The following is a 20,672-nucleotide window of genomic DNA, read 5'->3' on the forward strand; positions in this document are numbered from 1 at the left end:
CCTAGAGAATAATGGTAAGTGGTTCTATGATAATCCGGCGAACCGGGATCATCCCTTGACAGCGCCGATCGTGAGACCGGTGACGAAGTACTTTTGGACGAACGGATAAGCGAGAAGAATCGGTCCGCATGCTACGATGGTCATGGCCATCTTCAGCCCTTCAGTCGGCAGGCTTGTCGTAACGACAGCACCTGAACCCATCATGGCCTTGCGCATGCCGTCCATGTTGCCGAGCATCTTGTACAGGTAATATTGGAGAGGCATGAGCTTGTCGTTCGAGACGAACAGAAGCGCGTTGTACCAATCATTCCAGTATGCAAGTGCGAGCAAGAGGCCGATGGTGGCGAGGGCCGGCTTCGCGAGCGGAAGAATCAGCTTGCGGTAGATCAGGAAATCGCCGGCTCCGTCGATCTTGGCGGATTCGGTGATGGCCTCTGGGATGCCGTTCATGAATGACTTGAGCACGATGATGTAGAAGACGTTCAGGAGCAGCGGCACAATGAGGACGATCATTCGATCCTTCAGGTGAAGGTAATTCGTCATGAGCAGATACCACGGAACGAGCCCCCCGTTGAACAGGGTTGTGAAGAAGAAGAAGAAGGAGAACTGATTGCGCCATTTAAAGTCTTTGCGGGACAGGCAATAGGCAGTCATCGAGTTGAGAAACAGGCCGAATAAGGTGCCGATGGCGGTAACCGCGATGGTTACGAGGTAAGCGTTGATGATCTGATCCGGGTATTTGAACAGAATCCGATAAGCCTCGGTGGAGAAGACGGAAGGCCAGAACTGGAACCCCTTCAATACGATGACACTCTCTTTGGTGAGCGATGAAGACAGGATCAGGATGAACGGCAGGACGCATGCGACGGAGAGAAAGATCAACGACACGTAACCGATCGCCGAGAAGAGGGTGCGGTCGAGATGGCGGATCTTCTTCGGCCGGCCGGTACCCGTTGCAGCTGCTGGAGCATGTGCACTCATGATGGTGCCCTCCTTTATTAATAGAGTGCCCGGTCTTTGTCATAGCGGCGAACGGCATAGTTCACCAGGGTGATCGTGACAAAGCCAAGTACAGATTGGTAAAAGCCGGCTGCGGCGGACATGCCCACATCATTCGTGGTCAGAAGCGAGCGGAAGACATAGGTGTCGATGACGTCGGTGGCGGAGAACAGGACCCCGTTGCTGCCGACCATGTTGTAAAACATCCCGAAGTCTCCGCGGAAGATGTTGCCGACTGCAAGCAGGATGAGAATAATCATCGTCGGGTACAAGCAAGGAATCGTGATCTTGCGTACACGTTGAAAAATGTTGGCGCCGTCGATCTCAGCAGCCTCGTACATCTCGGTGTCGATGCTGGTAATGGCAGCCAGGTACATGATCGTGCCGTACCCGAGCCCCTTCCAGGCGGAGACGATGACGAGAATGTAAGGCCAGTACTGGGGGCTGTTGTAGATGTCGATTGGCGCAAGGCCGAAGCTTCGCAGCATGGAGTTAATCGTTCCGATATCGAAGTTCAAGAAGTTATAGGCAATCGCTCCCACGACAACCCACGAGATGAAGTAGGGCAGGAACATGGCGGATTGGGCAATCTTGCGGAACCATTTGCCTCCAACCTCGAACAGGAAAATCGCCGTGACGATTTGAAGCGCGTTGTTGATGACGATGAAAACCAGGTTATACAGAGCGGTGTTGCGGGTTACCCGCCACCCGTCTCCCGATTCGAAAAAGAATCGGAAGTTGTCCCACCCATTCCACGGACTTCCAAAGACGCCTCCCGCGTAATCGTACCGCTTGAACGCCATGACAATCCCCGCCATCGGCAAGTAGGCGAACAAGAGGTAAAACAGCACTGCCGGCGCGAGCATGAGCAGGATCGTCCGGTATTTCACGACGTCTCGGAAGAAGCCATGCCGTTTCATGAACACTCTCTCCTCTCGGTGAATCAGAGTCTGTCTATCTGATTTCATTATAGAGAGCGGAGGAAACCGAGAAAATTCAGGGGAACAACGAAAATGGTTACGTTTTCAATGGTCTTTATTAAGCTCAGGTTAAGAAAAAAAGCTCGGTCCATTTGACCGGGCTTCCGAAGAGAGATTAGATTCGCTGCTTCTTTCGGTATTCACCTGGTGTCATGGACAGGGTCTGCTTGAATTGCCGATTGAAGTAGATGATATTCTTATAGCCGACTTGCTCAGCGATTTCATAAATCTTGAGGGAAGGGTCGGCAAGCAGTTCGCAGGCTCTCTTCATGCGCAGCTCATTGAGATAGTCGCTGAAGAGGATGCCCGTCTCCAGCTTGAAGAGCTGGCCGAGGTAGTTGGGCGTAAAGCTGAAGTGGGCCGCTACTTCGTTGAGCGTGATCTTGGTATCCAGCCGCTCCTCCACGAAATGGGTGATGTTGTCGATCAGCTTGCGCTTCTGTCGCTGTTTCTTCAGGTAAAGCAGCTCAGAGAGCTCAAAAAATCTTCTCCTCAGCCAGGAGACAACGTCCTGTACGGTTTCGAATTGAAAGAGCACGGATGATTGCCGGGCATCCCAATTTAGGATGTCGTACAAATGCTCGTTCATTTGCAGCAAGTCGGCGTGCAGCTTGGAAGTTATGCGGATGATGAGGTCGTAGATATCGTTCTTGCGGGTCAACGGATTGTCTCCCCCGAACAGCTCGTGAAGGCAGTCGTCGATCGCCACCAGATCATACTCGAGCATGGCTTTCAGCATCTGGTCGACCTTGTCCTCCAGATTTGGAGCGATTCGCTCCTTCGGGATCCATTCGGTAGCATCCTCGATCAACCGATTTTTGCCTACGATCCATTTGATGCTGAGCGCGGCCTGTGCCTGCCGATACGAATCGCGCAGCTTGGACAGCTCGATGGTGGGCATGCCGGTTCCGATGGTGATCGTATAGGGAAACCGTTTGCCGAATTCTCCGATCAGCTCCTGCAGCGGGATCGAGATCCGCTCCTTGTGTTCGGCGACGAGCAGCACGAAATGAAAATCGTACCCCTTGATGACGGTGCCTAAATGATACGTAGCGGAGAAGCTGCGGATAAACTCCGCCATCGAGGCCTTCAGCGATCGTTGTTCATCCTCGGGGAGCTCCTTCATCCGCCAGGTGAGATCGTCGATTTCGATCAAGGCCACCGTGAGACCGCCGTTCAGCATCGGCTCGAGGAAGCCGTGAACATGAGCTTCGGCCTGTGCGGGAGTCTCTTCGTTAAGCCAACGGAAGATCAGCTCCTGGTTAACCAAGGATAAAGTGTCGGAGAGTGCCTTGTCTTGGGCCCGCTCATGAGCGATTCGGGCGATCAGCTCGGCAATCTTGGCATTCAGCTCGCCATCGTCCACCGGCTTCAAGAGATACCCATCCGCATTCATTTGGATGGCTTCCTTCGCGTAGGCGAAGTCCTGATGCCCGCTGATGAACACAAGATGAATGCGGGGATTGATCTCCTTGGCTTTGCGGGCAAATTCCATCCCCGACATGATCGGCATGCGAATATCGGAGAAAAGTAAGTCGATTTGCTTCTCCTCCATGATCTTGAGGGCGGCAAAGCCGCTTGATGCAGTTACTACGTTAGCATCGGTTAATTGCGGGTTGCCCGTTACGCGGCGTCTCAGCCATTCCAAGTCGACGAATTCATCGTCCACAAGCAAGACGGTTAGGTTATGCATACACTTCACGCTCCATGTAGGTCATCGGGCAGATCGGTCAATACCGGGTATCACGGATCGCTCTCATCGAGGGACAATTGCTGATCCTGAACCGGCAGGAGGATGCGAATGGTCGTTCCCGCCCCATACAAGCTTCGGACTTTGATCCCGTATTCGGGTCCGTACCGCAGCTTGATCCGGTCTTCTACGTTTTTGAGGCCGTAGCCGCTGGCCTGCACGGTGCTCTTCAGCAAGCTTTGCAAGGCTTCGGGCTGCATGCCGATCCCATTGTCGATCACCTTCAGCTCCAGCAGTTCTCCAAGACGCTTGCCCGTGATGCGGATGGCGATCGTCTCTCCAAACCACGCATGCTTGAACACATTTTCAACGAAGGGCTGTAAAATCAGCTTGATGATCGGCAGCGGCCTGATCTCCGGTTCGATGTCGATCGTAACCGTAAACGCGTCAGCGTACTTCACTCGTTGAATTTCCAGATAAGCTTCCACCTGCTCCAATTCCTTCTCCAGTGGAATGACGCTTTGTCCCTCGCTCAAGGTCAACCGGTAAAAACGGGATAACGCTTGTACCATCTGCGTCACCTTCTGTACCTCACCGAGATTGGACAAGCTGCCGATGGCAGACAAGGTATTGTACAGAAAATGAGGACTGATTTGGGCTTGGAGCGCATCGAGCTCCGCCTGCTTCTTCTGCTGGCCCTGTTCGTAGACATCGTGGATCAAGAGCTCGATGCTGGTCGCCATCTGGTTAAAGGAGTTCGCGATGTGAACGAACTCGTCGTTGCCGGTGAATTCGATGCGCTTCTCCAGGTTGCCGTCCTTGAAGGAGCGAACGAGCTTCAGAATTCGTTTCATCTTCTTGCCCGATACGCGCGCCACAACGAACCCGATGCCCGCCATCACGACGAAGCTGATTCCGCAAATGGCGACGATGACGCGTTGCAGCCGGCTCGCATCCTTATTCAGGTACGTGTGAGGCACTTGAGCTTCCATGACGAAGCCGGTGTCCGGCATATCTTCTTCAATGCTCAAATAATCCGATTGATCCTTTGAAGTTCCTTCAAGAGAATGGCCCTTCTCATACAGGATGCGGCCTTGGTTGTCGAATAAACGGAGACGCATCCCCTGTTCGAATGGAAAGGTATTGTTTGTTGTGCTGAGCAGATCATCCAAACGGGCAGTTATCTGCACGTAGCCGATAACGGTAGGTCCTGCCCCCGATGTAACCAGCTTGCGGAAGTGCGATAGATTGCCGAGCTCCTTGTCGGTGCCGAGCTGAATCCACAGATTGTCAGCGTACGCTCCCTGCAAATAGCGGAACCAATCGGTGTCCACGATCCGCGAGAAATTCAAGACGTAATAATCCCTTCGTTGAATCGGTGCGGCCATATCGTCACCGGGAACTTCAAGGATCTCCTCATTCACGGTATAGAGGGCGAGCCGCAGGTTGTTGCCGTAGAGGAGCAGAGGTCCCTTCATCTGAGGAACGATGTTGTCCCTAATGTTCAGCATGACATCGCGTTGGTTGCCCGTAAATTGCAGAGCCGTCTGCAGCGACAAGCTGCTGAAGAGGGTGTCGGACATGCGCTGAATCTCGTCCATTTGATACGTCATGTTGTTGCGGGTCTGCTTAACGAGCGTGCGGATGTTGGTCTCCGCCATTTCCGTCCGAGATTCCACGAGCATGGTATAGGAGATGTATCCGATGAGAAGGTCGGTTAGCAGAACGAGAATCAGGTAGGGAATCATGATCTTGTACGTAAAGGGAATGAATCTCTTTTTGGTCCAGAAAGGGCGCATGTTCATCTTCCCCTCGATTCGACATGAACTTCCTTTACTATATCAGAAAATGCACAGAAAACGAGCCGGATCGCCTTACCGCAAATTTCCATTCCGAGCCGAAGGATTTTCAGGTAAAATGAGGAAAGTTATTGCCGAACGATTCAGCCTCCGAGTTCGCTTGATGCTTGGACGTTGCAGATCAGGGACTGCTATCGAAATTTGGCAACCATCTCTGGAGGGCCTACCCTATGAATAAAGTGGTCCAGTTTCTGGATAGCAAGGAAGTGCTGTTTGAAATCATCACGCAAGAACGGACCCTCCATTCGGCTCAGGAGGGAGCCGATTATTTCGGTATATCTCTCGGTCAGACCGCGCCAGCCTTGTTGGTGAAGTCGGAGAAGGGGTATGCTTGCTTGATCCTATCGGGCGACCGCGGGCCGGTGAACTGGGATGAGCTCAAGCTGGTGCTGGGGGTTGAAGGGGTAAAGCTGGCGAAGCCGAAGGAAGTCGAGCAAGTGACGGGAAGCTCGGTCGGAGATGTCGCTTTGATCCAACCGGAGCTCCCAGTTGTAATCGACCGGAGGTTATTCCGGTATGACCTGATCTACGGAGGAACGGGCAGTCCGCGGACCACCTTGAAGATTTCGCCCAAGGATGTGGAGCGCCTGCATACGGTTGTTGGGTATCTCTAACTTGGGTATCCCTAACAAAGGGAATTCACAAAGGGAGTAACATAGGAAATGGGAGGGAGGGCTTTGATGGACCGGATAGCTATTCTTTCGGACATCCATGGAAATGTTCCGGCTCTCGAAGCGGTGCTTGAGGATATCCGCATGCGGGACGTTACCCGTATTTATTGCTTGGGGGATTTGGTGGGGAAAGGGCCTGAATCCGACTTGACGGTCGATCTCGTCCGGGACCGATGCGAACGGATTGTGCGAGGGAATTGGGATGATTTCGTTCCGAATGTGACCGATAGCAAGACGATAAATTGGCATCAGCAAGTGCTTGGCAAAGAACGGCTTGCTTTCCTGCACACGCTGCCGTTCGTGATTGAAGAGTACATAAGCGGTCGTTATGTCCGGTTGTTTCACGCTTCCCCCCGCAGCCTCTATGAGCGGATTCAGCCTTGGGATGAGGAAGAGAAGAGGATGTCTCTCTTTGCGGCTTCCGAATGGATGATGGAACAAGTAACGGCGGATGTCGTCGGGTATGGAGACATTCATCAAGCTTATCTTCAGCATTTGCCGGAGGGCAAAACATTGTTCAACACAGGGAGCGTAGGAAATCCGCTCGATCTGACCCAAGCCTCCTATGTCATCCTGGAGGGGGTATGCGGCAGTAAAACGCCTGGACCATTCGGGCTTCAGTTCGTCCGCGTGCCCTACGACATTGAGCGAGCGGTGCAGCTGGCGGTAAGATCGGCAATGCCGGAAGCGGAAGCGTACATAAATGAGCTTCGTACCGCGAAGTACCGGGGTTTGAAGCCAAAACTGCAGGAGGACTACCATCCGTGACAACGACGATATACTTTATCCGTCATGCGCAATCGGATTCCACCGTTCGGGAGGATGCCATAAGACCTTTAACGGAACGAGGACAAGAAGACTCGGTTGAACTTGCTCGAGTCTTCAAGGGAAGGGGCATCAGGCGAGTCTATTCCAGCCCTTATCGCCGGACCGTGGATACCGTTCAAGGCTTGGCCGATGAATGCGGACTTGAGATCCGCGAAGTCGAGGGTCTCCGCGAGCGGCGGGTAGGCGGTTGGGTAGAGGACTTCCTCGCGTATGCACAGGAGCAGTGGAGCGACTTCACCTTCAAGCTCGAAGGAGGCGAATGTCTTCAAGAGGTGCAGGAGCGCAACTGCGTGCACTTCATGCCATCCTTAACGACAACGAAGGAAGCACGGTGGCGATCGGAACGCATGGCACGGCGCTCGGTACAATCATTCACCACTACGACCCATCCTTCGGCTGGCAAGGCTTCTGCCGCATCGTCAACCGGATGCCCTATGTGCTTCGCATGCGGTTTGAGGGATCAACCTTTCTGGATGTAGCTGAAATCGAATGGGACAGCCGGATTGGCGGCAGCCCTGCACAGGCCTAATTGTCGGATCAGAGCTGCTTTTCCATGCAGATGCTGGACTCACAGCATTGATACTCTCCGTATCGAGGGATGAAGGCGTATCCGAGCTTTTGATAGAGGCGGACGGCTTCCAGCTGTGGCTCTCCGGTTTCGAGGCGCATGAGCTTGTATCCCTGTTGAAGGGCCGATTGCTCCAGCTCTCCGATGAGTCCGGAAGCTATGCCGCGATTGCGGTATTCCGGATCGACGAAGACCCGCTTGATTTCCGCCGATTCGTGATCAAGCGGTTTGAAAGCACCGCAGCCAACAGGCGTCTCTTCGAGATAGGCGACCAGGAAGGTCACATCCTCAATATGCGGATCCGAAAAGTCGAGTAAGAAGATTTCATCGGGAGGGTAGATCTGCTGTAGGTAGTGGTCGAGCATAGCAATCAGGCGGTGCAGGTCTTCGTCGCGTGCGGAGACTTGCTTCCATTGAATGGCTTCTGTCATAAGGATCTTCCCTCCAGGTTGGGCGTCGTAGATAATTGACCTAACGATACCTGATGAAGGGTCGTTTGCCAAGTGAAAACACTCGAATAGGAGAATTGGCGATGCTTGAAGTTGTGATTGCGGTTGTTTTTGCCTTTTGTCTGATCCTCTTCCTCGGCAATTTTGGAGTGATTGTGCTCGCTTGCCTCGCGTTCGGCTTACTGGTAGGTTTCTTCGTAAGAGCGGGACAAACCCGTGAGGATTTGAAGGTGATCAAACGCAAGCTGGGGATTACCGATCCCGAGTCCGACTATCCGCTGGAGGATGTAGATGCGGCGGAGAAGGCAGGGGTTTGGCAGGAGGCTGAGGAGGAGGAGCATCCCGAAGATTGTGGGGATGATTTTCCGCTTGCAGACCCTGAAACGGAAAGGCTCCGTCGGATCAATCAAGAGATCGAAAGAGAGCTGGAAGACTACGCGAACCAGCAGTCGGATCTGATGGAAGGAACAGATGCGAAACGGGATACTACTTGCGATCGGTGATCCGATCTCCTTCCTCATGAATACCGAGGAGAAAGGGGGAAGTCGGATCATGAGCGGCGCGGTTCGCGAGTGCGACTCCAAGGCTTGCATTGGCATAACAGTACAGGCATTGGTGCGTACAGGTGTTGTACGCGCCGAGATCAATGGACGGGAGGCAGTGACAGCCCGTCCGTTGATTTTTATCCGAGTGGGCCGAAATCTCACGGCCCAAGATGCGGAACAGCATCTGAGGATCGATGCAGCTTCCTGGAGCTACGCCGCAGTTGTTGTAGTCTTCGGGCTCCGTGCAGGCTTCGATCCGTAAGCCATGTCTCCGGGAGATTTCCGCGAGCCGGGAAGCAAGTTCCCTCCGTTCCTCCAAGTTCGGAGAAAGGATGCCGAGGTCCTTCGTGTTTCGCTTGGTTTTCGCATATTCGTCCAGGAAACTGATCACGACCTTCTCGGTGTACGGATGAAGCTGCTGGATCAGCTTGGTGAAGGCTTGGACATGGAACTCCGCGGTATATTGGTCTGTAAAGAGAATCGGATCGTACCGCCAGACGACTCGATGGGCCCCGACCAGCTTGGACAATTGAATGAAGGTGTCCGTGAGCATCTCCTTATCGGGAAGATTCTGTTCCACTTCGGGGCCATATGGAGTCAAGGTGACTTGGTAATAAGAGGGGTAGGCTTCCAATTGAGGCACCGCATGCAGGAACGGACGGGGATTTTTGGTCCAGAAGACGAAGGCATCAACGGCCTCAGGAGTGAGTCGAACGCGGCCGACCTGATGGCGGTTCATCGGATTCCGCACCAGTGCGTATCCCTCACGTATCCTATTCAGCAACCAATCCCCGTATAGGGCGGGGATGTCGGTTCTCCGGCTGACGCTGATGATCATGTGCGCTTCTCCTCGCTTCATAGCTTTTTTGAGATGAGTTGTCACTTGTTTCTTCAGAAATATATCGGAATCAACAAACGGCCGTCCTCGAGTGGCTTTCCCGTTCCTTCCATATTAACATCTTCTTGCCGGGAGGGTATAATGCAAGGAAAGAAAACGGAAGGAAGTGATAGGGGTGAGTGCAGGTAAAACCAATGCCATGCGCATGCTGGATAAAGCAGAGGTGGCTTATCAGCTGCATTCGTACGACCCCGAGGATGGCCAAATCCATGGAACCGCTGTTGCGCAGAAGATTGGACTTCCTCCAGAGCAAGTGTTCAAGACATTAGTTGCTCATCACGGGAACAGCTTGTTTGTGTTTGTCATTCCGGTTGCGCTGGAGCTGGATTTGAAGAAGGCAGCCAAAGCCGCCGGTGTCAAGAATATCGAAATGCTGCCTGTAAAGGACCTGCAAAAGTGGACGGGCTATATTCGAGGCGGCTGCTCTCCGGTCGGGATGAAGAAGCTTTATCCCACCTATCTCGATAGCAGCGCGGACGAGCAGGAGAAGATCGCCGTCAGCGCAGGGAAGATTGGATTCCAGCTTGAGCTTGCTCCGCAGGTGCTGGCGGAGCAGGTATCAGCGAAATTTGTGGACTTGACGCGAGAGGAAGGCTGAAGGATGGGGGAGAAGCCGGAGGAGATCATCAAGCTGTATACCGTATGCATGATTGCGGACGGGGAGCGGGTTCTGCTGCTGAACCGGCAGCACGATTCCTTTAAGGGATACATTGCTCCAGGCGGTCGTGTAGATTATCCGGAAAGCCCGCTTGAAGGCGCCATCCGCGAGGTGAAGGAGGAGACCGGACTGACGGTTCGAAATCTCGTCTTCAAGGGGCTATCGGAATACATAAATCCAGGCGGGGAACGGTACATGATCTTTAATTATTTGAGCCGCGATTATGAGGGGGAACTCGTGACCGAAAGTCGGGAAGGAGTACCGGAATGGGTGCCGCTCGCGACTCTTGGACAGGTGAACATGCAGGACAATTTCCGCCGGAGGGTGCCGCTGTTTTTTGCGGAGGGGACGTTCGAAACTCATATGAATCGCTTAAACCCGGAAGGAGTCTACGAGAAGGTGCGCCAGCTATAAGCAGCGAGAATGCAGAACCCTCGTTTCGGCTGGTCGAAGCGGGATGGCTCGAAAATATCATAGATTGGAATGATAAGCCCGGAACAACAACCATGCAGCCGAAGGAGATGTCATCATGACTCATGAAGTCGAAATCCTCGAAGTGAAGAAGCTGGATACGATACTTGAAAAAAGCTTAAGCGAGCTATTGATCGATGTCGTCGGAGATGGAGCCTCAATTGGTTTTCTCCCTCCTCTTGCTCGGGAGGAAGCTGCTGCGTATTGGAAGGGAGTGCTCCAGAAAGGCGTTCGACTATGGATCGCTAAGAAGAACAATCGGGTCATTGGCACCGTTCAGCTGCACCTGGCTTTGAAAGAAAACGGCCGTCATCGGGCGGAGGTCGCGAAACTGATGGTCCATCCGATCGGGCGGGGAGAAGGCACGGGCCGCAAGCTTATGCAGACTATAGAAAAGGCCGCGCTCGAAGAGGAGAGGTCGCTTTTGGTGCTCGATACGCGTGCGGGAGACCCGTCAAATGCCTTGTACCGTTCTCTTGGATACTTGGAGGCGGGACGGATTCCTCACTATGCAAGATCGGCTAACGGGATGCTGCACGATACGATCTTTTACTACAAGGAGCTCAACTAATCCGTCTCGATGAAGCAGAGGAGGCTTGGCATCATGAATGACGGCAAGGATTTCGAAGGAGATCCGGCGACCCTGGAACGGCTCCGCCCATTGGAATCGGCCGAGCGGTTGGCACAGCTTCCGCCGGAGCGGCTGCTTGATCGGTTGGAACCGGTAGGCGCCGATTCCGTTCTCGATGTGGGAGCGGGCGGCGGATACTTGACCTTCCCGGCAGCTAGACGGACGACCGGGACCGTGTACGCGATGGATGCCGATCCGAATATACGCAAGGTTCTGGAATACCGTTCTATCGAATACGGTGCTGCAAACGTAAAGGTTATAGAAGGGCGAGTGGAACAGATTCCACTCCCGGATTCATCGGTCGACAAGGGCATGGCCTCATTAATCTTTCATATTTTGGATGATCCGAGCGAGGGAGTGAACGAGCTTCTTCGGGTAATCAAGCCCGGAGGAAGCGGGCTGATCATCGAATGGGCGAAGCCTCGACCGGACGGAAGAGCGGGGCATCGCATCTATGAAGAGGAGATGCTTCGGCTCTTGCTTGCGGCTGGTGCGGAGAACGTGAGCAGGGAGGAGTGGGCGGATACTTACTATTCGCTGACGTTCCGTAAACCGTAAACCTGAAACCGTAAACCACTTTATCGATGCCTGCGATAATCGGATCCGATTGACTCTTAACGAATAACAGGGCGCGCGAAAAGCCGAGCTTACGGCTTTCTGTGTGCCCTGTTGGTTTCTACCAAACGCATTAAGAAGAGAAGTGACCGGTGAAGGTGACGCGCACCTTGATCGGAGTCGTACCGTCATTGCGGAGAATGAGCAGGTCGGTCAATGCGGGATCGACATACCAATAAGCGTAATTGATCGATTGGGATGCCACTCCGGTAACCGTCTTCATCTGCGCGAGCTCTTTGCCATCTCGAAGAAGAGCCGCATACCCGCCAAGGCCGGTGCTGACTGTCCCGATCTGCGAGATCGTGACGGTGACGGCAAGTGGATGCCCGCCCGGTGGTACAAACAGCACGGGGCGCACCTCATTCGGCTGGATGGTCAACTCGATGGGGGAATTGTAGGCATGGACGACGGATAGAGCATGAGCGGGACGGGCAGCGACGAAGAAAAGCCCAAAAGCGAGAATGGCACAAAAAAGCGCTTTCATAGAACGCATCTTCTTTTCCTCCTTCTCATGGGATATGGGATGTATAACAAGCGTTTCTATTATTTAGTATAATAGATTTATCGGTAACTGTAAAATATTAGTTTTAATAGGGCATAATATACATTTGCTCGTGACCAACCCAATCCTTGCAGAAATCCGCTCGCAACATCCATCGCTCAGACCATCAAAAAAGAGGTGCACCCAAAAGGAAATACATTTCCTTTGGATGCACCCCCTTGCAGGTAGAGGGTGTATTTTTTTTGAGAGCAAACTTTATTCAAGGGGTGTATTGCTGTACGATCTTCACGACTTTTCCGTCTTTTAAGGTGAGGTGGTAAGGAAACGCCTTTTGGTCGGGAGTTCCTTTGCCATCCAAGGCCTCGATAAATTGATTCAAGGTGATCTCTTCGTTCCACTTGATGGTATAGGGATCATAGAGCTGCATCAGCACTTGCGCTTGGGCGCTCACGTCGAAGGTTTCCAATGTCTTCTCGTCATTGACGATATAGTAACCGTCCGGTACACGGCCGATTTCGGCAGCCCCTTCAGGATCCCGTTCCGCAAACACTTTGTCGGCTTCTGCTCCTTGATACCATTCAATCGGATCGGCCGTCAAGATCAATTGGCCGTTCTTGTTCTCCAGGGAGGAGATGAGGACGGTTACGGTGGTCTCAGGAGTCGCACCGACTGACGATCGTTTGCCCACAGCATTCGCCGTGGATACCATCGATAATAACAAAACCGCTGTCAGACTTCCGTACAGAATACGCTTGGCCTGTCCGTGAATCTTCATCTTGCTTCTCCCCTTTGAGCCCGCTCCATCATTCGGGTCTTGCTTCTTCTTACCCCGGCGGAAGCCGCTCTAACCGTTATTCTATGTATAAAACGGATCGGGAAGACAAAATGTTTCATCGATTTTCGATTTTTTTAGAAAAAATGATCCGCGGAACGCTCAGGAATTAAGGTTCTTCTTGAAACCGGATTCGTGGTAGAATAGGGACGAGGAGGAATTCATTCATGTCGCAAAAGGAAAACGAAACGGCACAGGCCACCGAGCAGGAAAAGGCGGAGGCCATCGGAGCCTTGTTCACGCATTGCAGAAACATGCTTCTTCAAAGCTTTGACGGATCGGATGTGGAAGGACAGGTCGGCGAGCATCCGCTTTTCGGGCCGCTGTTCATCTTTACGCTTAAACTGAATCAGCAAGCCTACTCTTGCGGTTTTCTCGTTGGAGAAGTGGCGCGCACGATGCAAAATAATCCTCATCCAGAAGTCTGGATCTCCTCCTTCTTTGTGGATATGGTTCGGGAAGGGACAAGCCGTCCGCTGCCGAGCCAGCCGAGCTCTGAGGAAGAGAGCAAAGCCTTTGTAGAGCAAAAGGTGCTGCCTGCTTGCGCTAACGGAATCCGGGAGGAATTTACCGATCGGTCCGTCCATCTGGAAGTCGTGATGCACCCGGAATACGGCCCCATCCTGGAAGCGGGCTTCCCGGAATACAAGGATGGCTCCAATACGGCAGGGCTTCCGATTCATTTTCTGTTCACCCTGTACCTGTTGAACCGCGATCCTGCGGAGCCTGTTATCGAGGCCCTCTACCGAGTTCTCTCGGAGCAAGAAGCGGTAGAAGCCCATTGATCCGATCCACACAGCACGCTTCCAATCCTTATCGTGTGGATATGGTTTAGCGTCACTAAAAACAACACACAACCAAACGGGATCCTTCCTGCTGCCGATTCGAACGGTGGTGGAGAGGGTCCCTTTCCTTTGTTATCGATGCAATCAAAGGCGGCGTCACCACCCGGCTTGGAAGAACGTGGAATCAGAATAGCACCCAACGACCATACTACTTCTGCAGCAATCAAAAATTGCTTGGAGAGGGTGTTTCACGAATGGATTCGGTGACTCTGTCCCGGGCGTTGTTCGGGACTTCCATGGCCTTCCATATCATTTTTGCGACTCTCGGCGTCGGGTTGCCGCTGATGATTCTGCTCGCTGAGCTCATGTTCCAGAAAACGAAGGATGCGGATTATGAGCTCATGGCGAGGCGCTGGACCAAAGCCTTCGGAATTCTGCTCGGGGTCGGCATCCCTTCCGGCACCATCGTAGGGGTGTTGATTTCGCTTTTGTTTCCGGGCTTTATGCAGATTGTCGGCCAAGTCATCGCCCTGCCTTTTCAAATCGAGATTTGGGCGTTCTTCCTGGAAGCCCTCTTCATGACCATCTATGTCTATGCCGCCGCTCGGTTAAGTCCGGCTCTCCGAATCACAAGCTTGGCGCTCGTCGCCTTCGGGGCGCTCATGTCGGCTGTATTGATCACCGACGCGCAGGCTTGGATGAACACGCCGACCGGCTTCCGCATGGTGAATGGGCAGGTGACGGATGTCGATCCGTGGGCCGCGTTCTTCAACCCGGCGTTTCCCTTCTCGGCTTCGCATGTCGGAATATCAGCGTTCCTGACCGGGTCGTTCGCCGCCGTATCCGCTGGGGCCTGGATGCTCCTGAAGCCGAACCGGACGGAGCGGGAGAGGGCCTACCACGGCAAAGGGCTGCGGCTCGCGCTGACGGTCGGAGGGGTTTTTGCCATCCTTACAGCAGTGAACGGACATGCCGTCGCACAAGCTCTCGCCCGCCATAACCCGGAGAAGCTGGCGGCGGCGGAAGCCCTCTTCGAAACCCGGACTCACGCTCCGCTCTCCCTACTGGGCATCGCAGATCCCGACACGCGGACGCTCAAGTATGCGATTGAGATTCCCGGTGGACTCAGCTTCCTTGCCACCAACCGCTTCGACGGCGTCGTCAAAGGGCTTGATCAGGTTCCCCGTGAGGACTGGCCGCCGCTCTATACCCATACCCTCTTTAACGGAATGGTGGGGATCGGGTTCTTCCTCATCCTCGTCCCCCTTGCGGTATGGGCGTTCAGACGCTTCCGCCGGAAGGAACTGCCGCGCTGGCTCCTCTATGTATGCGCGGTATCGGGACCGCTTGCGATGCTGGGCACGGAGTTTGGTTGGATCTTCAGCTGCTCCGGGCGCCAGCCTTGGACGATCTACCATATTCAAAGGACGACGGAAGCCGCGACGAAAACCGGGAATATCGGAACCTTGTTTCTCTTGTTCGCCGGGCTCTATCTCTTCCTGTTTGTTGCGACCGGATTTGTGATGTACTTCTACTTTCGAACCCATCCGGTCGCGCGGGAATGGAACTCCGCCCCAGAAACGGGGGTTCAGTCATGAACGGGTCACAGCTCGCCATCACCGTCATTTGGGTGATTCTGTTCACCTATTCCATTCTTGGCTCCATCGATTTCGGCTCAGGATTTTGGGCGATGGTCTACGGCCGTCCCGACTCCGAGGCATCGCTTGTCGCCAATCGCTTCCTGTCTCCCTCCTGGAAGGTGACGAACGTCTTTCTTGTCCTGCTTGTGGTAGCGTTGGTCGGATTTTTCCCTCACGCCGCTTATATGCTGGGAACCATCCTGCTGCTGCCAGCAGGTCTCGTGTTGATTCTGCTCACGATCCGCAGCTCCTTTATGGTGTTCTCCTATTCGGTCTCCGGTCGCTACGCCGCCATCTTAAGAGTCGTATCGGGAGTGACCGGGCTGTTGATTCCTGCGCTCCTGCTCAGTGTCCTGCCGATATCCCTCGGCGGCTTCGTCTCCATGGACAGCGGCTATCCGCAGCTTCATTTCGGTCGTCTCCTGCTGAGCGGTACCGAGTACGCGCATCTCGCCTTCGGCCTCGCGACGGAGCTGTTTCTGTCCGCGCTCTTTCTCGCTTCTTATGCAGAGGAGAGCGGGCGCGAGGGGGCTTACCGCTTCTATCGGAAGGCGTCGCTCTGGCTTGGTCCGGTCACCCTGATCATGGCTATGCTCACGGCTTTGACTTTTGCGCCGGAAGCCTCCTGGATCGTGCCGAACATGCGCAGAACGGCTCCTTTCTTCAGCTTGTCGCTGGCTGCCTTTGCAATAGGGTATAGTGCGCTTTGGTGGAAGGGAAGGCAGGGGAGAATGGGCCGGCCGAAAGCGGCCGTCATCCTCATCGCCGTTCAATACGGATTGGCGGTCTTCTCTTATGGCGCAGCCCATATGCCCTATATCGTATATCCTTATCTTTCCATAGAGCAAGGGTTCACCAACGAAATCATGTTCCGGCAGCTGCTCATCGGCTATGGCGTCAGTACGCTGCTTTTGGTTCCCATCTTTGTCTGGTTTTGGCGGTTGTTCTTTCGCGATCCGACTTACCTGGCCAAGGAGTGAGCATTCAGTACGCTGTCCGCTTAAAAACCGTGATCTCCGCACAACTTCCCATACCAATTGACGCCGATTCATATCCACACGATTAGGGCTGATAGCGTACCAAGAAGGAAAAACATCCCATTTGTCGAATAGATTATCGTTCGACCTATTCTTGATCGGGAACTGATGGATGCTCATGAACCAGTCTACTTTTCGAACGACGCTGCAGCTTCGCGGGATGGTGCTTTATGTTCTTCTCGGAGCGGCTGCTTTGCTTGGCTATGCGTTTCCGGTCCGGCTTTTGTTTGGCTCGGAATTTATCTTTGCTGCTCTGTTTCTCTATATAACGGGACGGTTATACGGGCTCACTTGGTCACTGCTGCAAGTTGCTGTCGTCCATATTACCGGCTTCTTCCTGTTCGGTCCGTCGATCGGCCTTTTTTTGCATGGGACGGAGATTCTTCTCGTCATCCTCCTCTGCGGAAAGTCCAGACGAAAGGACTTTTTTTTCGGTGATCTCCTCTTTTGGCTCGTGCTTGGCGGCCCTATTCTGACCTTCGGGATCCTTAAGAGCGGCCAGATTTTTTCCATGGAATCGACTTTGTACGTTCTCGTACCGGTGCTGGGCGGACTCATGAATGCGCTGATCGCGGAGCTGCTCATCACCTATCTCACCATCTCGCGGTGGCGCATCCGCGTCCGCAGAAGCTCGTCCGGTAAGATTCGACTCGCAAGGCTGCTGAAGCAGATTACCTTCGCTTGTATCTTCGCGTCCAGTTTTTTCTATTTGCTGAATAGCAGCCGCACACTCGAAAGCAATATCATGAATCAGGTGAACGGAGAAGCGGCCGGTTCGAGCCGGATGATTGAGGAGAACTTTAACACCTGGACGGCGGAGGAAAAGCGGGGAATTCCGCTGCGGAGCCTACTCACCTATGGCCATATGCGGGAGCTGGTCCAAAACTCCTCTTTGTCGGCTGACTATGAGTGGGCGGTAATCGATCAAAAGGGAGAATGCTTGCTATCCTATCCCTCCAAAGACGTTGACCCTGAATGGGTGCATTCCGGACGCTGGAGTCGGCTGTCACCGATCATCTTCGAGTGGAAGCCGGAGCTGTCCGTGCTGAGACTGGGCGAGAATGACTGGAAACGAAACGGCTTTATCTATTCATCGGAGATGGGGGCGAATACCTTATATGTCAAAATCCCCTTATCCAAGTTCCGATCGGATGTCTTTGGAATCTACGCCGCTCAATTCAAAAACTTGCTGATCCTCATTTTGATGCTGACCTTGTTCGCGTATCTGATCCAGAATTTCTTCTTGAAGACGATTCGCCAGCTCGCGTCCAGCACCGAGAACATTCCACGAAGGCTGAAGTCGCGGACGAAGATCGATTGGCCTCATTCCCGGATAGAAGAGGTCCATTCGCTCATCGGGAATATTCGCTCTGTAACCGACAAGCTGGCCGATATGCTGAACGATTCATGGCAGATGGCCTATTACGATACATTGACGGGGCTTCCCAACCGCCGTCATTTTACCGAGCATTTGCGCATGACCTTGAAATCGGATGAGGTCCGAACGACGAAGCTCGCCGTTCTGTTCATCGACCTGGACCGGTTTAAACAGATCAATGATACCTTGGGGCACGGGATCGGAGACGAGCTGCTGCGCCAGGTAGGCGGACGGTTATCCTCCTTCCTGAGTGACGAAGCGTTTATCGCCCGCCTTGGGGGAGACGAGTTCGTCATCGTCATGGAATACGAGGAGGAATCGATGCCGGCGGAGATTGCAGAGCGGCTGCTAGGCGAGCTGAACCGCTCCTTCCAAGTCGGGGATAATGAACTGTACGTTTCGGCCAGCATCGGCATCAGCCGCACCGAGATCCGAGAAGAGTGGGAGCTGGACGATCTGCTGAAGAAAGCCGATTCTGCCATGTACGACGCTAAGGGAAGTGGAGGAAACGCCTATTGTTATTATGCAAGCGGCCATTCCCAAACGATGTCCGAGCAGATGAAGCTCGAATTCGAGTTGAGGAAGGCGCTGGTTCATCATCAGCTGACCCTCTTCTATCAACCGATCGTAGATGCAGACAGCGGAGTTGTGAATGCGGTGGAAGCGCTTCTTCGCTGGAACCATCCGGAGCTCGGAGCCATTCAGCCGGCAAAATTCATCCCCGTCGCCGAGAGCAGCGGTCTCATCAAGGCGATCGGAGAGTGGACGCTCCGGGAGGCATGTAGGCAAAATCAAGTCTGGGCGCAAATGTCCTCCAAGCCATTCCGCGTTGCCGTCAATCTATCGCCAAGCCAGTTTCGGCAGGGCTCTGTCTTCGAACTGGTTGAACATGTCTTGAAGGAGACCGGGCTGCCCGCAGAGCTGCTCGAGCTTGAAATCACCGAGGCCGTCGTCGTGAATCATGTCGGTAAGGTTATGGAGGAGCTTCATAAGCTTAAGAAGCTCGGGGTACGCATCTGGATCGACGATTTTGGAACCGGCTATTCCTCTCTCGGGATGCTGAAGACTTTGCCTGTGGACGGCTTCAAAATCGACCAATCGTTCGTCCGGGGAATACCGGTTGACCGCGACAATCTATCCATCGTCCGAACGATCGTCTCCTTGGCTGAATCCCGGCAGTGGAGCGTGATTGCGGAAGGAGTCGAAACCGAGCGGGAATCGGAGACGCTTGTCGCTCTCGGCTGCCTGGAGCAGCAAGGCTATTATTTCAGCTATCCAATATCGGCTGACCAGATTCAAGAGGAGTACGTCATTCCCTTTTGCTGCTCCCGGAAGGAGGAAGAAGCATGAACCGTCGGGTTGTTCGGATCGCACTGCTGTTCGGGCTTATGATGATGTCCGGTTGTTCCCGCACCCTTCAGGTTGCCAACCCTATACCGGTTCCTGCAGAGGCTCCTGTTCATTCCGATACGCCTTCTTCGGAGCAGAAGCTGGTCATCCTCGCTCCGAGCGATATGCCTCCGGCATGGCAGGCGGAATGCCGCAAGCTTGAATCGTTCATTCCCATCACCTGGATCAACGCGAGCAAGACCGATTCAGGCGCTTATTTGGATGCGCTATCCAAGAAGCAGCCGCCTGATCTGATCCTGTTCGATGCCTCCCTGCTGGGAGAACTTCGCGGGAACGATGTGTTTGAGGATTTGGCCAGCAGTGCCTATGGAGCTTTTTCGTATAATACCGTGTTCCCGGGACTCCGTCTCGATGCTTACAAATCGCTGGACGGGCACCGACTTGTTGCCTTTCCGCTCAGCCTATACGCGCAAGTGACCTTCTACCGAGCGGATCTGATCTCCGCTGCTGGTTATCCTGCAGACCCCGATGAGCTGGGCAAGCTGCTGGAAGACCCCAAGCAGTGGCTCCAGCTCGGGATGAAGCTCAAGTCCGAAGGGCTGTGGATTCAAGAGCAGATAACGGACGGGATAGACATTGCCGTTGCAGGACAGAGCTACTTTAACGAGGACGGCTCCTTCGTGAGGAGCACCGGCGAACTGGTGAAGAAGCTTGACGCCGTTCAGCGGGCAGCCCGAGCCAGCATGGCCGCTCAGATCAACTTGGATTCGAGGACAGGCTATGAGACGTTAAAGGCCGGAAAATACGCCATGCTGTACGGGGCGGAATGGAGGCTCGACGCTTTGCGAGAGGCCGATCCAGAAAAAGCGGAGGAGTGGCGACTCACCCGGCTTCCCTTCAACGCGTATGGACCAAGCGAAGAGCTGCTGTTCGCAATTCCGAGCGAAGGGAGCAATCCGGAGAAGGCATGGGCATTCGCAAAAGCCTGGCTCGAAGATGAAAAGGCGAAGGGAGAGGCGACTCAAGCCCGAAAATGGTATTCCCGGTTCCCGAATTCATGGCCGACCCCGCTCGATAAGAGAGCCGATAAGCTATGGCGGGCTACCTTGACAGAATACCTGTTCAACGACAGCAAGACACCGACCCAAGCGGTAGCAACGGCTTATGCGAGGACCATCCCCGGCCTTGGGGCTGATTATCGCATCTTATTTGAAGAAGTCGCCAGGTCGTCAAGATAAGCCTTTCATAACATGCTATAATAGAGCAATAGCTTTTTTAGCGATAAC

The 20,672-nt window shown here is 53.7% G+C and carries 21 protein-coding genes and 1 pseudogene; 14 read left to right on the top strand and 8 right to left on the bottom strand.

Going from position 1 to position 20,672, the window contains the following annotated elements:
• Positions 1-48 precede the first annotated feature (48 nt).
• From BN2684_RS18690 to BN2684_RS18705, 4 genes are all read right to left on the bottom strand, one after another.
• On the bottom strand, positions 49-981 hold the full coding sequence (locus BN2684_RS18690; RefSeq protein ID WP_058303634.1) for a carbohydrate ABC transporter permease: 933 nt from the start codon (positions 979-981) through the stop codon (positions 49-51).
• Between the two features lie 17 nt (positions 982-998).
• A complete protein-coding gene (locus BN2684_RS18695; protein WP_058303635.1) occupies positions 999-1,919 on the bottom strand; it encodes an ABC transporter permease in 921 nt (306 codons plus the stop codon).
• Positions 1,920-2,094: 175 nt separating this feature from the next.
• Positions 2,095-3,672: a response regulator gene (locus BN2684_RS18700; protein WP_058303636.1), complete on the bottom strand. Its 1,578-nt coding sequence runs from the start codon at positions 3,670-3,672 to the stop codon at positions 2,095-2,097.
• 50 nt (positions 3,673-3,722) lie between these two features.
• Entirely contained in the window at positions 3,723-5,468 is a 1,746-nt protein-coding gene (locus BN2684_RS18705; protein WP_058303637.1) for a sensor histidine kinase, read from the bottom strand.
• A 230-nt stretch (positions 5,469-5,698) separates the two neighbouring features.
• On the opposite strand from BN2684_RS18705, the gene BN2684_RS18710 reads away from it, so the two are divergent.
• From BN2684_RS18710 to BN2684_RS25080, 4 genes and pseudogenes are all read left to right on the top strand, one after another.
• Positions 5,699-6,142 carry an aminoacyl-tRNA deacylase gene (locus BN2684_RS18710; protein WP_058303638.1) on the top strand — a complete coding sequence of 148 codons (444 nt, stop codon included), beginning with the start codon at positions 5,699-5,701 and terminating at the stop codon, positions 6,140-6,142.
• Between the two features lie 66 nt (positions 6,143-6,208).
• Positions 6,209-6,967: a metallophosphoesterase family protein gene (locus BN2684_RS18715; RefSeq protein WP_058303639.1), complete on the top strand. Its 759-nt coding sequence runs from the start codon at positions 6,209-6,211 to the stop codon at positions 6,965-6,967.
• Positions 6,964-7,251, top strand: a pseudogene (locus BN2684_RS25420) (histidine phosphatase family protein); the annotation flags it as partial. The gene BN2684_RS18715 and the pseudogene BN2684_RS25420, both read left to right, overlap by 4 nt.
• A gap of 107 nt (positions 7,252-7,358) precedes the next feature.
• Complete coding sequence (locus BN2684_RS25080; protein WP_058303641.1) at positions 7,359-7,556, top strand: hypothetical protein; 198 nt, start codon at positions 7,359-7,361, stop codon at positions 7,554-7,556.
• Between the two features lie 8 nt (positions 7,557-7,564).
• On the opposite strand, the gene BN2684_RS18730 is transcribed toward BN2684_RS25080, so the two are convergent.
• On the bottom strand, positions 7,565-8,026 hold the full coding sequence (locus BN2684_RS18730; protein WP_058303642.1) for a GNAT family N-acetyltransferase: 462 nt from the start codon (positions 8,024-8,026) through the stop codon (positions 7,565-7,567).
• Between the two features lie 101 nt (positions 8,027-8,127).
• Here BN2684_RS18730 and BN2684_RS18735 point away from each other — a divergent pair, with 101 nt between their 5' ends.
• Positions 8,128-8,547 carry a hypothetical protein gene (locus tag BN2684_RS18735; RefSeq protein ID WP_058303643.1) on the top strand — a complete coding sequence of 140 codons (420 nt, stop codon included), beginning with the start codon at positions 8,128-8,130 and terminating at the stop codon, positions 8,545-8,547.
• On the opposite strand, the gene BN2684_RS18740 is transcribed toward BN2684_RS18735, so the two are convergent.
• Positions 8,531-9,427: a DUF1848 domain-containing protein gene (locus tag BN2684_RS18740; RefSeq protein WP_058303644.1), complete on the bottom strand. Its 897-nt coding sequence runs from the start codon at positions 9,425-9,427 to the stop codon at positions 8,531-8,533. The genes BN2684_RS18735 and BN2684_RS18740 overlap by 17 nt on opposite strands.
• A 175-nt stretch (positions 9,428-9,602) precedes the next feature.
• Between BN2684_RS18740 and ybaK the strand changes: the two genes are divergently transcribed.
• From ybaK to BN2684_RS18760, 4 genes are all read left to right on the top strand, one after another.
• Positions 9,603-10,085 carry a Cys-tRNA(Pro) deacylase gene (ybaK, locus tag BN2684_RS18745; RefSeq protein WP_058303645.1) on the top strand — a complete coding sequence of 161 codons (483 nt, stop codon included), beginning with the start codon at positions 9,603-9,605 and terminating at the stop codon, positions 10,083-10,085.
• A 3-nt stretch (positions 10,086-10,088) separates the two neighbouring features.
• Positions 10,089-10,559, top strand: coding sequence for an 8-oxo-dGTP diphosphatase (locus tag BN2684_RS18750; RefSeq protein WP_058303646.1), 471 nt, complete (start codon positions 10,089-10,091; stop codon positions 10,557-10,559).
• A 115-nt stretch (positions 10,560-10,674) separates the two neighbouring features.
• Entirely contained in the window at positions 10,675-11,187 is a 513-nt protein-coding gene (locus BN2684_RS18755; RefSeq protein ID WP_058303647.1) for a GNAT family N-acetyltransferase, read from the top strand.
• Positions 11,188-11,220: 33 nt separating this feature from the next.
• The gene (locus BN2684_RS18760; RefSeq protein ID WP_058303648.1) at positions 11,221-11,805 is read left to right on the top strand and encodes a class I SAM-dependent methyltransferase; all 585 of its coding nucleotides are present in this window, start codon (positions 11,221-11,223) and stop codon (positions 11,803-11,805) included.
• A 130-nt stretch (positions 11,806-11,935) separates the two neighbouring features.
• Here BN2684_RS18760 and BN2684_RS18765 read toward each other — a convergent pair whose 3' ends face one another.
• Positions 11,936-12,355, bottom strand: coding sequence for a hypothetical protein (locus BN2684_RS18765; protein ID WP_058303649.1), 420 nt, complete (start codon positions 12,353-12,355; stop codon positions 11,936-11,938).
• A 268-nt stretch (positions 12,356-12,623) separates the two neighbouring features.
• On the bottom strand, positions 12,624-13,139 hold the full coding sequence (locus BN2684_RS18770) for a hypothetical protein (RefSeq protein WP_058303650.1): 516 nt from the start codon (positions 13,137-13,139) through the stop codon (positions 12,624-12,626).
• Positions 13,140-13,363: 224 nt separating this feature from the next.
• Here BN2684_RS18770 and BN2684_RS18775 point away from each other — a divergent pair, with 224 nt between their 5' ends.
• From BN2684_RS18775 to BN2684_RS18795, 5 genes are all read left to right on the top strand, one after another.
• Positions 13,364-13,981: a hypothetical protein gene (locus BN2684_RS18775; RefSeq protein ID WP_058303651.1), complete on the top strand. Its 618-nt coding sequence runs from the start codon at positions 13,364-13,366 to the stop codon at positions 13,979-13,981.
• Between the two features lie 254 nt (positions 13,982-14,235).
• A complete protein-coding gene (locus BN2684_RS18780) occupies positions 14,236-15,579 on the top strand; it encodes a cytochrome ubiquinol oxidase subunit I (protein ID WP_058303652.1) in 1,344 nt (447 codons plus the stop codon).
• Positions 15,576-16,601 (top strand): cytochrome d ubiquinol oxidase subunit II, encoded by a 1,026-nt coding sequence (locus tag BN2684_RS18785; RefSeq protein WP_058303653.1) that lies wholly within the window; start codon positions 15,576-15,578, stop codon positions 16,599-16,601. Before BN2684_RS18780 ends, BN2684_RS18785 begins: the two co-directional genes overlap by 4 nt.
• Positions 16,602-16,776: 175 nt before the next feature.
• Entirely contained in the window at positions 16,777-19,386 is a 2,610-nt protein-coding gene (locus BN2684_RS18790; RefSeq protein WP_159065817.1) for an EAL domain-containing protein, read from the top strand.
• Positions 19,383-20,624: an ABC transporter substrate-binding protein gene (locus BN2684_RS18795; RefSeq protein WP_058303655.1), complete on the top strand. Its 1,242-nt coding sequence runs from the start codon at positions 19,383-19,385 to the stop codon at positions 20,622-20,624. The genes BN2684_RS18790 and BN2684_RS18795 overlap by 4 nt, the downstream gene beginning before the upstream one ends.
• Positions 20,625-20,672 lie beyond the last annotated feature (48 nt).

It is taken from the genome of Gorillibacterium timonense (genome assembly GCF_001457415.1).
GTDB lineage: Bacteria > Bacillota > Bacilli > Paenibacillales > NBRC-103111 > Gorillibacterium > Gorillibacterium timonense.